Raw genomic sequence first — 13,605 nt, 5'->3', positions numbered from 1 at the left:
TCTATCATCACTAGTCTTGTACGAGGGGCTGAGCTGGGGCGTTGGGCCCAGCGGGGGGGGTAGGCAGCCGGGCCTGGCTGCCGCTGGCAATGGCGCTGTGCCCTTGGTTGATGGCTTGCTGGCGGGCGTGCTCCTCGTCGTTGACGCGGCGCAGCTCCTCCTCCACCGACTCAAACTCGGTGCGCAGGTTGGCAATAGTGGCGTCGAGCACCCGGCGCTTGCGCTCCAGCTCGCGGTCTTTGCGCTCGAGCTCGTACTGCTGGGCCACCAGCCGGGCCTGCTCCTGGGCGCGCTGGGTGAGGCGGCTGGCGCCCGTCACGATACCTGCCGGCCCGATAACTACGTCGAGCAACTCGATGCCCGCGTCGGTTACCAAGAACTCGCGCACCTGGTTGGAGTGCGACATGCCGCGGGCCTTGAGGATGCTCAGGCCGCGGTTGCGTTCGCCTACGCCTTCGAGGTCGCGTACCGAAATCCAGGTATCAACCAACGACGACACGCCTTCTTCGGTCATTTCCATGCGCCCGTCGCGGGCGCTAATCAGGGCCGTAAACAAGGCCGTGATGCCGTTTACTTTCAAAAAATCGATGAGCCGCGTGAGCATGCTGCGCACCTCACTGAGGGTGCCCACCGAAATGAGGTTACTAATGGGGTCGATGACAACGGCTTGCGGCTTAAACTGGGCAATAGCCTTGTGCACCGTCACGAGGTGGCGCTCGAGGCCGTTGAGGGTAGGCCGCGAGGCCTCGATGCGCAGCAGCCCTTGGTCGAGGCAGGGCTGCAAGTTGATGTTCACCGAGTGCATGTTGCGAATAAGCTGGGCCGGCGACTCTTCGAAGGCGAAGTACAGGCAGCGCTCGCCGCGCTGGCAGGCCGCCAGGGCAAACGAGGCGGCCAGGGTGGTTTTGGCCGTGCCCGCCGTGCCGGTAATGAGGGTGCTCGTACCCCGGTACCAGCCGCCGCGCGTGAACATGGTATCGAGGCCGGGCACGCCCGACGACACTACCTCGTTCGACACCTGGTGTTCGAGGCGCAACGACGTCACGGGCAGCACCGAAATGCCATCTTCGCTGATGATGTAGGGGTATTCGTTGGTGCCGTGGGTGCTGCCGCGGTACTTCACAATGCGCAGCCGCCGGGTCGTAATCTGGTCGATAACGCGGTTATCGAGCAAAATCACGCAGTCCGACACGTATTCTTCCAAGCCCTGGCGGGTAAGCGTGCCCTCGCCGCGCTCGGCCGTGATAATGGTCGTCACGCCCTTATCCTTGAGCCAGCGAAACAACCGGCGGATTTCGGAGCGCAGCACGCTTTCGTTGGGAAAGCCCGAAAACAGCGCCTCAATGGTGTCGAGCACTACGCGCTTGGCCCCGATGGAGTCGATGGCGTAGCCCAGGCGAATAAACAGGCCGTCGAGGTCGTACTCGCCGGTTTCTTCAATTTCCGAGCGGTCGACGTGCACGTGGTCGACGCGCAGCTGCTTGCTAGCCTGCAAGGCCTTCAGGTCGAAGCCCAACGACGTGACGTTGGCGGCCAGCTCGTCGGCAGTTTCTTCAAACGTCATCAGCACGCCTGGCTCGCCAAAGTCGCGGATGCCGCGCACCAAAAACTCAACGGCCAATAGGGTTTTGCCGCAGCCCGCGCTGCCGCACACCAGCGTAGGCCGGCCCAGAGGTAAGCCGCCCTCGGTTACTTCATCAAGCCCCTCAATGCCCGAGGGCGCTTTAGGCAGCTTCGACAAAGTATTGAGTGGCCGGTCAATATGGTCTTGCATGAATAAAATAAAGAGAATTAAGATAGGAAAGGTACACCGCTAAGCCCGCACTTAGGCTGGCCCTACCCCCGCCGATGCGCTTGGCGGCGCTGCCTCACCCGGGCTGCGCGCTCGCGCTCGGCTTTGCGCTCTTCGCGCAGCAGCAGGCGCTCGGGCAGGCGGGCAATGAGGCGCTCGCGCACGTATTGCGCCAGGCTAGAGAGTGGAATGGTGTGCGAGGTGCGCAAGTACTGCGCCACCTCGCGGCTGCGCAGGGTGCTGGCTCCGGCCAGGCCCCGCGCCAGCAAAAACTGCTTTACTTCCTCTAGCAGCAGCATACGGGCCAGGGGCGGGCGCTGCACGGTGGCGTTGTAGCTGGCTGCGCGGTGCGGGCGCAGGGCGGGCTGCGCCGCCTCGGCCACCAGCACGCCTACCCACTCGGGCAGCAGCGGCAGCAGCTTGGCCAGGTGCTTTTCGGTAACTACAAACGTCACGAAGTCATATACTTCGGCGTAGCACCGCAGTTGGTTGGGCACGCGCTGCAAGGTATCACCGTCGCCCTTCACCTCGTAGCCGTGCATAAAGGCGGGCGTGATGTGCACCACATCGGCGCGGGTGGTGCCGGTGGGTAGCTCGTCCACGTACACGCCGCCCGCGAGCAGGGGGTAGAGGCGGGCGCGGATTTCGGGGTCATTCATCGCAAGCCCAAAGCTACCTTGCATCGGTTTCGTTTTCCTTCGCTCCCTACCCCCCATGTCCGACATCAGCACTGAGGCCGACGTTAAAACGCTGGTCGATAGCTTTTATGAGCGCGTGCAGCAGGATGCGCTGCTGGCCCCCATTTTTCTTGACTTCGCCCACGTCGATTTCAGCCACCACCTGCCGCAGCTCTACGACTTTTGGAGCGGCATTTTGCTGGGCACCAACCGCTACCGGGGCTTTCCTATGCGCAAGCATTTTCCGCTGCCTATTAGCCTGGCGCACTTTCAGCAGTGGCTGGCGCTATTTACGGCGGCGGTCGATGCGCACTTTGCCGGGCCCACGGCCGAGCTGGCCAAGCAGCAGGCCGTGCACATTGGGCGCGTGTTTGCCACGCGCCTTGGCCTGCTCCAGCCCACGATTGATGGGGCGTAGCCCCTACTTACACTGTAATTATATACTACGTCGAGCTTCTCATTCCCTACCCCCTCTTTTATGGACCAGCCTACCCGCACCGCCCTGGTGGCCGAACTAACCCAGCTGCTGGCCGGCGGCAATGCCCACGCCACCTTCGAGCAGGCCTGCGCCGACCTGCCGGCGCCCTTGCGCAACCAAGCGGTGCCGGAGGTGCCCTATACCATCTGGCAGCTGGTCGAGCACGTGCGCATTGCCCAGTGGGACATCGTGGAGTTTTGCCTGAACCCGGCCCACAAGTCGCCCAAGTGGCCCGACGGCTACTGGTCTAAAAGTGCCGTGGATGAGGCCGGTTGGCAGGCCACACTGGCGCAAATCGCCCACGACCAGCAGCGGTTTATTCAGCTGCTCGAAGCCCCCACCACCGACCTATTTGCCCCCCTGCCGCACGGCGATGGGCAAAATATTTTCCGCGAAGCCCTTTTGATTGGCGACCACGCGGCCTACCACACCGGCGAAATCATTCTGGTGCGGCGCCTGCTGCACGCCTGGCACTAAGGTAGCCAGCGCGGCTAGCGCTAGACCACGGCTCTATTTGAGTATTTCAACACTGCTGTGCAACGCTTGGGCAGGCCACGGCTTCTTAGGGGTAGCTTCGTTTTTTCACTTCCCCGACTTTATGCCTTTCACCCAACTCGCCTGCGGTGCCCTGCTGCTGAGTTTGCCCACTGCCAGCCTGGCGCAAGGCGCCGACCCGGCCCCTACCCCTCGCTTTTACGGCGGGCTGGCATTTTATAGCAGCGACTACCAGCGGCTGGGCAACTACTACCCAGGACTACGCTTGCCCGTGCAGGGCACCGTGGGCTACCAGCTGCGGCCCCGCTTGGCAGTACAGCTGGGGGTAGCGTACAGCGGCTCGTCGTATGACTACGCCAATGCCGGCCTGCGCTACAACGGCCCCAACACGGCCAGCACCTACTACCAGTACAGCGGCACCAATGGCCTGCGCAGCACGTCAATAGCGCTGCTGGGGCGCTATACCCTCACGCGCAAGCCGGCCCACCGCGTGCAGTTCGACCTGCTCGCCGGCTTTACCCTGGAGCATTCGGCGTACCGGGAAGCCGGGAGCGTGCTCGACAGCGTGCAGCAGGGTAGCGCGGTAGCCTCGACTTTCGACGAGCGCTATGCCCATGATAACCTGCTGTTTGGCGCGGGCCCCAGCGTGCGCTACCGCCTGGGCGCCCACTTCGAACTGCTGTACGACTTGCTGTACAACGCCAACATCAGCACCAACCGGCTGTACCAAATTCAGGGCGTCACGACTAGCAGCGCGCTGGGCCTGCGCTACCGGTTTGGCCGCTGAAAACTGCTACTAAAACCGAACACTAAAAAAGTCTCGCCGGCCGGCGAGACTTTTTTAGTGTTCGGCCGGGAATGCGGCAATCTCCACTATTCGCGGGCTACGCTAATTTATTACCGGTGCAGCACCTGGCTGCTGCCCACGCTAGGGCTTAGGGCAGCCAACCAGCAGCACTGGCTTTAAGAGGATAATAACCTTAGCCGGCCACGATGCTACCGCTTTGGCTTGCAATAAGATTAGCATGGGCTCAGCAGAGCAATAATACTAAAATAAGAAGATTAACTATTTCAGTTACTTCTATTTATAGTGCTATAAACTTTCGCTTTTTATATAGTATTCTACCTACAAAATACCAAACCAGCTTACGAGTATAACCAGACTCACAATATCATCAGAACCAAGCGAATGACTGCCTTAAATAGTTGCCCACTTAACAAATAGAAACTTTATTTGCGGCAAACTTCACCAAAAACTCATTTTCTCTTTACCCGCATACCCGCAGGCTGGTAGTGTTTCGGCCTTTTGCAAAGTGCCTATTATTTCTATTTTGCTGCTGACCTACTTACTGGCTGGCTGGGCCACAGCCCCCAGCTTAGCTTCTTTTTTCCTTCCCACCCTTTGTAGATTTTTTCATGAAAGCGGTAATCCTAGCCGGTGGCTACGGCACTCGCATCAGCGAGGAAAGCGGCATCCGGCCCAAACCCATGGTAGAGATTGGCGGCAAGCCTATCCTATGGCACATTCTCAAAATTTATGCCCACCACGGCATCACCGATTTTGTGATTTGCTGCGGTTACAAGGGGCATATGATTAAGCAGTATTTCGCTGATTATTTTTTGCTCAATTCGGACGTGACTTTCCGCATGGACCGCAACGAGATGCGCATTCACCGCAGCAATGCCGAGCCGTGGACGGTGACGCTGGTGCACACGGGCCACAACACCATGACGGGTGGCCGGCTGCGGCGGGTGCGCGAATATGTAGGCGACGATACGTTTTGCCTGACCTATGGCGACGGGGTGAGCAACGTAGACATCAGCGCGGCTGTGGCCCACCACCGCGAGCAAGGGTGCCTGGCTACCCTCACGGCCGTGCGCCAGCCGGGCCGCTTTGGCGTGTTCAACCTGAACGAAGAGTCGGCGGCGGTGCTGGACTTTACCGAAAAACCCACGGGCGCCGATACTCCCTGGATTAACGGCGGCTTTTTTGTGCTTGAGCCGGGCGTGTTTGACTACATCGAGGGCGACGAAACCATTTGGGAAAAAGGCCCCCTGGAGCAGCTGGCCGCGCAAGGCCAGCTAACTGCTTTCCGCCACTCGGGCTTTTGGCAGCCCATGGATACCCTGCACGACAAAAACGTGCTGGAGTCGTTGTGGCAGAAGGGCGAAGCACCCTGGCACGTGTGGGGCCCCGAGCCACAATGGGTTCCCGCACCCGTGCTGTTTGCGGCCCCAGAGGCGCGCGGGCGCGCCCTACCCCTCTCCCTGGCCTTGTCACGGGCAATATGGGCTACGTTGGCCCCGGCGTGGTCGAGCACCTACGCCAGATTTTTCCAGCAGCTGAATTGATTGGTTACGACCTGGGCCTGTTTGCCCACTGCCTCACGGGCGCCGAACGCCTGCCCGAATCGCGCGCCAGGAGTTTGGCGATGTGCGCCAGGTGCCGGCCGCGCTGCTGGCCGGCGTGGATGCCCTTGTGCACCTGGCGGCCATCTCGAACGACCCCATGGGCAACGCCTACGAGGCCGTGACGATGGAAATAAACCACCGCGCCGGCATCGCGCTGGCCCGGCAGGCCAAGGCAGCTGGCGTGCGCGCCTTCGTGTTTGCCAGCTCGTGCAGCATCTACGGCATGGGCGGCGAAGACGCCAAAACCGAGACTTCGGGCGTGAACCCGCTCACGGCCTACGCCCGCTCGAAGGTGGCGAGCGAGCAGGACTTGGCCCCGCTGGCCGACGACGACTTTGTGGTAACCTGCCTGCGCTTTGCCACCGCCTGCGGCTGGAGCGACCGCCTGCGGCTCGACCTAGTACTCAACGACTTTGTAGCCAGCGCCGTCGCCACGGGCGAAATCAGCATTCTGAGCGATGGCACGCCCTGGCGCCCGCTCATCCACGTGCGCGACATGGCGCGGGCCATTGAGTGGGCCATCGGCCGCGCGGCGGCTAACGGCGGCCATTTCCTGGCCGTGAATGCCGGCTCGGCCGAGTGGAACTACCGCGTGAAGGAGCTGGCCGAGGCAGTGGCCGCCGCCCTGCCCGGCACCCGCGTGCACGTAAACCCCGCCGCCGCGCCCGACCTGCGCTCCTACCGCGTCGATTTTCGCTTGTTTGCACAATTGGCCCCCGGCCACCAGCCCCAGCACAGCCTGGCCGCCACCATTGCCGAGCTGCACGAAAAGCTGCTGGACATGGGCTTCCGCGACCCCAATTTCCGCGGCTCGCGCCTCATGCGCCTACGCGTGCTGGCCACCCTGCGCGAGCAAGGCAAACTTACCGAGCAGCTAACCTGGGCCGGCACCCCGGCCCCGCGCCCTACCCCCCTGCCGCTGGCCGAGGCTGTGGCGGCGTAGCCGCCGGCCAGAGTTGCTGCTCGTTTTCTACTACTGACTTAGTTATGATTTTTACGGAGACTAAACTGGCGGGCGCCTTCATCGTTGATGTGGAGCGCCGCACCGACGAGCGCGGCTTTTTTGGCCGCTCGTGGTGCGCGGATGAGTTTGCCGCGCACGGCATCTACCTGCCCCCGCTGCAAGCCAACCTGTCGCACAACCCGACCCAGGGCACGCTGCGCGGCATGCACTACCAGCTGCCGCCCCACGAGGAAAGCAAGCTAGTGCGCTGCACCCGCGGCGCCCTCTACGACGTGATAGTGGACCTGCGCGAAGAATCCTCGACCTACGGCCAGTGGGTGGGGGTAGAGCTGACGGCCGACAACTTCCGGCAGCTGTTTGTGCCGGGGCGCTTTGCCCACGGCTTCCTCACGCTGGCCCCCAACACCGACGCCGCCTACCAGGTATCGGCCAAGTACGCGCCCGGGGCCGAGCGCGGCCTGCGCTGGAACGACTCCGCCCTGGCCATCGCCTGGCCCGCCGTGCCGCAGCTGGTGTCGGCCAAAGACCAGGCGCACCCCGACTTTCAGCCGCTGGCCATCCCTACCCCCGCCGCTAGCTACTAGGGCGGCGGCCACCCTGTTCACTGCTTCTTTTTAGTAGGTATGCTATTAATTGACAACGCCTTGAAAGCTCGCCAAGCCGCCGGGCGCCCCATTCGGGTGGGCATGGTGGGCGCGGGCTTTATGGGCCGGGGCGTGGCCCGGCAAATTTGCCGCTACGTGCCCGGCATGACGCTGGTGGCGATTGCCAACCGCACGCTTTCGCAAGCCCGCCGGGCCTACGACGAGGCCGGCGAACTGGGCACGCAGGAGGTGTCGTCGGTAGCAGCGCTGGAGCGCTGCATCGAGCTGGGCCAGCCTGCCATCACCGACGATGCCCTGCTGCTGAGCCGCGCGGGCGGCCTCGATGTCCTCATCGAAGTAACCGGGGCCGTGGAGCACGGCGCGCACGTGGTGCTCGAAGCCATCCGGCACGGCAAGCACGTGGTGTTGCTCAATGCCGAGCTCGACGGCACGGCGGGCTCCATCCTGAAAGTGTATGCCGACCGGGCGGGGGTAGTGTACACCGTATCGGATGGCGACCAGCCCGGCGTGACGCTCAACCTGGCGCGCTTCGTGCTTGGCCTGGGCGTGAAGCCCGTGCTGTGCGGCAACATCAAGGGCCTGCACGACCCCTACCGCAACCCCACTACCCAAGAGGGCTTTGCGCGCCAGTGGGGCCAGAACCCGAGCATGGTCACGAGCTTTGCCGATGGCAGCAAAATCAGTTTTGAGCAGGCCGTTATTGCCAACGCCCTGGGCATGGACGTGGCCCAGCGCGGCATGCTGGGGCCCACCGTGGCGCCCGGCACCCCCATTAGCAAAGCCGCCGAGTGGTACCCCCAGGACCTGCTGCTGAGCGGCGGCCCCGGCATTGTGGACTACGTGGTGGGCGCCGAGCCCGGCCCCGGTGTCTTCGTGCTGGGCACCCACGACGACCCGGTGCAGCAGCACTACCTCAAGCTCTACAAGCTGGGCCCCGGCCCGCTGTATTGCTTCTATACGCCCTACCACCTCTGCCACTTCGAAACGCCCAACTCGGTGGCGCGCGCCGCTTTATTTCACGATGCGGCCCTCGCCCCGCAGGGTGCCCCGCGAGTAGAAGTAGTCACGGCTGCCAAAATTGACCTGAAGGCCGGCGAAACCCTCGACGGCATTGGCCACTACATGACGTACGGGCTGGCCGAAAACTACCCCCTCGCCCGCCAGCAAAACCTGCTACCCCTTGGGGTGGCCGAAGGCTGCATGCTGCGCCACGACGTACCGAAAGACCAAGTCCTCACCTACGCCGACGTGGTAGTGCCCGAGGGCCGCCTAATCGACCAGCTGCGCCGGGAGCAGGATGCTTACTTTGGCACGCCCGCGCCAGCCGCAGCTGCCCTAGCCGCCGAGGAAAGTCGCTATTGATTTAGGCGCCTTTTTGGGCCGCTGCCGCTTGGCCCTCCTTTAAAAGCCCGGCTCCCTAGCCCCCTACTTGTTGGGGCCGGAGGGCGAACTTTTAAAAGCCCGGCTCCCTAGCCCCCTACTTGTTGGGGCCGGAGGGCGAACTTTTAAATGAGGGCGGGGGTCAAGTTTTCAATTTGGTACGCGGGCGGCGCCCTACCCCCATCAAATACGGTGAGCTAGTTTTTTTTGGCGGAAGCCAGCAGCGGCTGCGCCAATTCTTTCACCTTGCGCACCACCGTTTTGCTGAGCCCGTACCGCATAAAAACCAGGGAATGGCGAACGGCAACCTCCAGCCCAAATTTCTTGCGCACATCCAGGGCAAGAATCGAATCTACGAAGTAATTAAACAGCGTATCGGGCGCAAAACTTTCCTCCCATACCTGCCGGGCCAGCTTCGCTTTTTCTTGCCAGTGCAGCTCTTCTTTTTCCAAAATCTGCGGAATTTCGCTGACGCGGCTTTCGGGCACAAACACGGCAAATTTTGTCCAGTCGGCGCCAGCGGGGCACACCAATTCGTCGGAAATAATAACGGGCACCCGCCCGGCGCGCAGGGTTTCGAACAACCGAATGGAAGACGGCCCAAACCCCTTGGGGCACAGCACAAACTTGCTGTTGGTGAGCAAGTTGGCGTAGCGCAATTGCAGGTCTTTCGGCCTGTCGTTCACGTACATGGCTACGTTAGAAATCAGTACGTTTCCGCGCGGATGCGTCAGCTTGGCCACCTCGTGGCGGACGGGCGAGCTGGTGGTGGCGCCGTAAAAAGAGAACAGGAATTGTGGCTCGTTCGAAAAATCGCAGGTGATGTACGGGTTTATCGTTTCGACGTAGGGGCCGGCTGCCATGCGCGCCGGGGCAAACCGGTTTTTGGGCATGCACATGTACATGCCCGGCAAAATATACCAAGGCTTGTCGTGGGGATTGTACATGAAAACTTTTGCCGGGTATTTCTTAACCAACGGATGGTTTTTTAGCGCCGAAAAAAAGTAGTCTGCGTGGTAGCGCGAGTTCTCGATAAAGAGAATAATATCCGCTTCGTCGGGGCTCGAAACTACGGTGTGCTTTTGAACGCGGTCTTGCGCCGCGAATGCTCGAAAAGCCGAAATCGGCTCGGGGTCGGGGTAGGCGGAAGTCACGTAGACTTTTGCCCCAGGTGCAACAGTTGAAAGAGTAGAATTATTCATACGCAGCGGCGTAAAACGATGCATTGAAAGGAGGCCTGCGCTAAGCGGCTGGCTGGGCTATCGGGCAAGAAATACGCCATTTCCACTACAAGCCCGGGCAGGCAAGTTCTTGTAGAATACTTAGCGGCTATATAGCGGCTACATGCCGCGAAATATACCAGCTAAAAGCGCACGAGGGGCGTGGTTGGGCGTGATTAAAACCGTCATTTTGGACCTTCTCAGACGCGCACGCAGCAGCTAGCCGCCGTACGCTATTGGGCGGGCGGTAGTCCGTTCTTTTTGCTGGGCTGCCAACTCAGCTGCCGCCATTAGCGGGGGTAGGCGCTGGCTGCACCTGGGCCTATCGGCTAGGTTGGCCATTGCCGTTTTAGCAAAAATTGCTTTCCATTTTGAAAAAAAAGTGCTGAATACATTTTTAGTACAGCAGCCTTTTACAATGTAAAATTCTTATAATCTGTACGTTAACTGCAAGGCATTTTCGCAATAGCTAATCCGGCACTGGTATTGGCATAAGGAAAGGGTGCCCGCTGAGCGGCGGGCTTTTTAGCAACCCCTACCCCCTTTACCTCCGTGCACATGAACACACTTGCTTCGTTTTCTTCCGATTCGCGCCTGCCCAAGTGGCAGCAACCCGAAAAAGTCGCCGGCTGGGTAGTGCTGGGCGGCGCGGCTGCGGCCGGCGTGTACTACTGGGGGCAGATTGTGCCCTACCTCGTTGACATCGTGTTCAATAGCGTGAAGCTAGGCATTGGGCTAGGAGCGCTGTTCGTGCTGTTTTTGCTGGGCACGAATAAGCGAATCCAGACCGGGCTCTGGTACGCTGGGCAGCGGGTGCTGCGCACGCTGGCGGGCATCTTCGTCAACACCGACCCCATTGGCATCATGGAGGACTACATCTCGAACACCGAGAAGGAGGCCCGCCAGATGGAAGGCGAAATCGGCCACATCGAGGGCGCCCATGAGCTGGTAAAGCGCAAGCTCGCCGCCAACGAAGCCCAGATGAAGGAGTACCTGGCCCTGGCCGACTCGGCCACGCGCCAAAACGAAAAGGACGCTGCTGAGGCCTACGCCAGCCGCGCCGCCCAAATCCTGGACTACAACCAGCGCCTTCAGCCCATGGCCACTACCACGGCCAACGTGAGCGTGGTGATGCGCCAAATTCTGAAGGCCGCCCTGCGCCAGATTGACGGCAGCAAGTTTAAAGTGGGCCTCTTGAAAGACGAATACGAGCTCGTGAAACGCACCAGCTCAGGCATGCGTGCCGCCATGAACATCCTGCGCGGCGACCCCGACAAGAAGTACTTCTTCGACCTCGCTACCGACCGCGTGGCCCAGGATATGGCCCAGCAACTTGGCCAGATTAAGCAGGCCATGCGCTACTCGCAGGAGTTCGTGAAAGAGATGGACATCCAGAACGGCGTGATGAGCGAGAAAGGCCAGCGCCTGCTCGACCGCTACCAGAAGGGTGACTTCAACGCCTTGCTGGACAACACCAAGGCACCCGTTTCCACTTCCGTAGCTGCTACCAAACAACGCTCCGATGATGCCTATTCTAGCCTGCTTGATTAGTGGCTGCCTGGCGCTGCTGCTGATTGCGGTGCTGCTGTAGCACCCCTACCCCCGGCGGCGCGGGGCACCTCCCCGCGCCACTTTTCCCTCACCTTTTCTTTCTCTTATTCATAATGACAACCCGCGGTAAAATTGTGCTGGGCGTGCTCTTCTTCGCCCTGCTTTACTTTGGCATTAACAAGCTGATTGCCAGCAATCAGTTCTTCAAGAAAGCTGATACGCAGTCGGTGCTGCTTAGCTCCATCGAGCTACCCGCTGCGCAAAGCAGCAACCGCGCTACTCTGGTGGTGCCGCTGGCCCCGCTGCCCGGCACCGCGCCCGCCGAAGACGGCGCCCCCGTGGTGTGGGAAGTGATGGCCTGGAACAGCCAAATGGCCGGCATGCTCGCCAACGGCGGCCCGCGCACCACGCAGGGCTCGGCGCTGGCCGCCAACAAGGTTGATATGCAGATTGTGCGCCAGGATGACGTATCAAAAATGCAGGCCGACTTGGTAAAAAACGCCCTGGATTTGCAAAGCAACCCGCAGACACCGGGCCTGATTGTGAGCATCATGGGCGACGGCCTACCCGCCTTTTCGGCCGTGCAGAGCCAGCTCGAAAAGGCCGGCACGCAACTCCAGATTATTCCGTATTCGGTGGGCAAATCGTTTGGCGAAGACAAGCTGATGGGGCCGAAGGAGTGGCTGGAAAACCCCAAGGCGGCCCTCGGCAAAACCATTGCCTGCTACCTGCGCGACGGCGACCAGAACATTGCCCTGAAATGGTGCGCCGATAACGGCCTGAAGGTGAACCCCGACGAAACGACCTACGACCCCGAAGCCGTAAACTTCATGGCGGCCAGCGACTTTTTGGTGGCGGCCGAGAAGTACATCACCGGCAAGCCCGAGAGCCGCGTGAAGGTGGTGGGCGGCCACAGCACCGGCGTGCAGGTGGACGTAGCCGCCGACGCCGTTGCCACCTGGACGCCCGGCGACGTGAACATCGCCAAGCAAAAAGGCGGCCTCGTGAACATCGTTTCGACCAAGGACTACTCCAACCAGATGCCCAACATTATGGTGACCACCAAGCGCTGGTACGACGCCCACCAGCCGGCCGTAAAGAGCATCATGACGGCCTTTGCCGTGGCCGGCGACCAAGTAAAAAGCCACCCCGAGGCCCTAACCCGCGCCGCCGATATTTCGGCCCAGGTGTACGGCGACCAGGACAAGCCCGGCGCCTACTGGCTGAAATACTACAAGGGCACCAGCGAGGCCGACCGCACCGGCCAGGTGGTAGAATTGGGGGGTAGCAAAGCCTTCAACTTCAACGACAACCTGACGCTTTTTGGCCTCGACAATGGCGGCACCAACATTTACGCCGCCGTGTACAAAACCTTTGGCGACGTGCAGAAACGCCTCTACCCCAAGGAGCTACCCAGCTACGTGCCGCTCACCCAAATGCTCGACCTGACGCTGCTGAAGCAGCTGCAAGCCCAGTACAAAGGCAAAACCCTCGCGCCCGCTGAAACCCAGCAGTTTGCCGCCGACGATGAAATCCGCCGCAGCGTGAGCAAACGCGCCTGGAACATCGAGTTCAACACTGGCCAGAGCACCTTTACCCCCGCCGCCCAGCGCGAGCTAAGCCAGCTCTTCGACGACCTTGTGGTAGCCGGCCGCCTCAAAGTGGCCGTGCACGGCTACACCGACAACACCGGCAACCCTGCTGCTAACCAGCAGCTTTCGGAAGCCCGCGCCGAGGCCGTGGCCCACTGGCTAGAAGCTAAAAGTGCCAGCGCCTTCCCGCAGGGCCGCGTGCAGGTGTACGCCCACGGCGCCGCCGAGCCAGTAGCCAGCAATGCCACGGAAGCCGGCAAGGCCCTAAACCGCCGCGTGGAGGTGGTGCTGGGCAACTAAGCTAGCTTCTACATAAGCCCCGACACGCTACCTAAGCACTGTGTCATGCGGAGCACAGCCGAAGCATCTCTACCGGTGAACCTACCCTTAACGCTGGCAATGAAGCGGTAGAGATGCTTCGACTTCGCTCCGCTGCGCT

12 protein-coding genes are annotated in these 13,605 nt (G+C 61.2%); 9 read left to right on the top strand and 3 right to left on the bottom strand.

Features of this window, described 5'->3' with window-relative positions; genetic code table 11:
- Nucleotides 1-10: 10 nt before the first annotated feature.
- Nucleotides 11-1,774 carry a circadian clock protein KaiC gene (kaiC, locus tag GO988_RS01950; RefSeq protein WP_157561848.1) on the bottom strand — a complete coding sequence of 588 codons (1,764 nt, stop codon included), beginning with the start codon at nt 1,772-1,774 and terminating at the stop codon, nt 11-13.
- A 62-nt stretch (nt 1,775-1,836) separates the two neighbouring features.
- The gene (locus GO988_RS01945) at nt 1,837-2,451 is read right to left on the bottom strand and encodes a sce7726 family protein (protein WP_198172468.1); all 615 of its coding nucleotides are present in this window, start codon (nt 2,449-2,451) and stop codon (nt 1,837-1,839) included.
- Nucleotides 2,452-2,506: 55 nt separating this feature from the next.
- Between GO988_RS01945 and GO988_RS01940 the strand changes: the two genes are divergently transcribed.
- The 7 genes from GO988_RS01940 (at nt 2,507) to GO988_RS01910 (ending at nt 8,785) form a co-directional block, all read left to right on the top strand.
- Entirely contained in the window at nt 2,507-2,887 is a 381-nt protein-coding gene (locus GO988_RS01940) for a group III truncated hemoglobin (RefSeq protein WP_157561846.1), read from the top strand.
- Nucleotides 2,888-2,947: 60 nt separating this feature from the next.
- On the top strand, nt 2,948-3,424 hold the full coding sequence (locus GO988_RS01935) for a DinB family protein (RefSeq protein ID WP_157561845.1): 477 nt from the start codon (nt 2,948-2,950) through the stop codon (nt 3,422-3,424).
- A 121-nt stretch (nt 3,425-3,545) separates the two neighbouring features.
- The gene (locus GO988_RS01930; RefSeq protein ID WP_157561844.1) at nt 3,546-4,229 is read left to right on the top strand and encodes an outer membrane beta-barrel protein; all 684 of its coding nucleotides are present in this window, start codon (nt 3,546-3,548) and stop codon (nt 4,227-4,229) included.
- Nucleotides 4,230-4,858: 629 nt separating this feature from the next.
- Complete coding sequence (gene rfbF, locus GO988_RS01925) at nt 4,859-5,794, top strand: glucose-1-phosphate cytidylyltransferase (RefSeq protein WP_157561843.1); 936 nt, start codon at nt 4,859-4,861, stop codon at nt 5,792-5,794.
- Between the two features lie 82 nt (nt 5,795-5,876).
- Nucleotides 5,877-6,797 carry an NAD-dependent epimerase/dehydratase family protein gene (locus GO988_RS01920; RefSeq protein ID WP_198172530.1) on the top strand — a complete coding sequence of 307 codons (921 nt, stop codon included), beginning with the start codon at nt 5,877-5,879 and terminating at the stop codon, nt 6,795-6,797.
- Between the two features lie 44 nt (nt 6,798-6,841).
- Nucleotides 6,842-7,402, top strand: a complete 561-nt coding sequence (gene rfbC, locus GO988_RS01915; protein WP_157561842.1) for a dTDP-4-dehydrorhamnose 3,5-epimerase — start codon at nt 6,842-6,844, stop codon at nt 7,400-7,402.
- A gap of 39 nt (nt 7,403-7,441) precedes the next feature.
- Nucleotides 7,442-8,785 carry an NAD(P)H-dependent oxidoreductase gene (locus tag GO988_RS01910; RefSeq protein WP_157561841.1) on the top strand — a complete coding sequence of 448 codons (1,344 nt, stop codon included), beginning with the start codon at nt 7,442-7,444 and terminating at the stop codon, nt 8,783-8,785.
- Nucleotides 8,786-9,000: 215 nt separating this feature from the next.
- On the opposite strand, the gene GO988_RS01905 is transcribed toward GO988_RS01910, so the two are convergent.
- Nucleotides 9,001-10,005, bottom strand: coding sequence for an exostosin domain-containing protein (locus GO988_RS01905; protein ID WP_198172467.1), 1,005 nt, complete (start codon nt 10,003-10,005; stop codon nt 9,001-9,003).
- Nucleotides 10,006-10,581: 576 nt separating this feature from the next.
- Between GO988_RS01905 and GO988_RS01900 the strand changes: the two genes are divergently transcribed.
- Both GO988_RS01900 and GO988_RS01895 read left to right on the top strand, forming a co-directional pair.
- Nucleotides 10,582-11,574, top strand: a complete 993-nt coding sequence (locus GO988_RS01900; RefSeq protein WP_157561839.1) for a hypothetical protein — start codon at nt 10,582-10,584, stop codon at nt 11,572-11,574.
- Between the two features lie 113 nt (nt 11,575-11,687).
- Nucleotides 11,688-13,466, top strand: coding sequence for an OmpA family protein (locus GO988_RS01895; protein ID WP_157561838.1), 1,779 nt, complete (start codon nt 11,688-11,690; stop codon nt 13,464-13,466).
- Nucleotides 13,467-13,605 lie beyond the last annotated feature (139 nt).

It is taken from the genome of Hymenobacter ginkgonis (genome assembly GCF_009755225.1).
GTDB classification, from domain to species: domain Bacteria; phylum Bacteroidota; class Bacteroidia; order Cytophagales; family Hymenobacteraceae; genus Hymenobacter; species Hymenobacter ginkgonis.
Note: the sequence above shows the minus strand (reverse complement) of the source record. Positions and strands in the feature narration are given on the sequence as shown.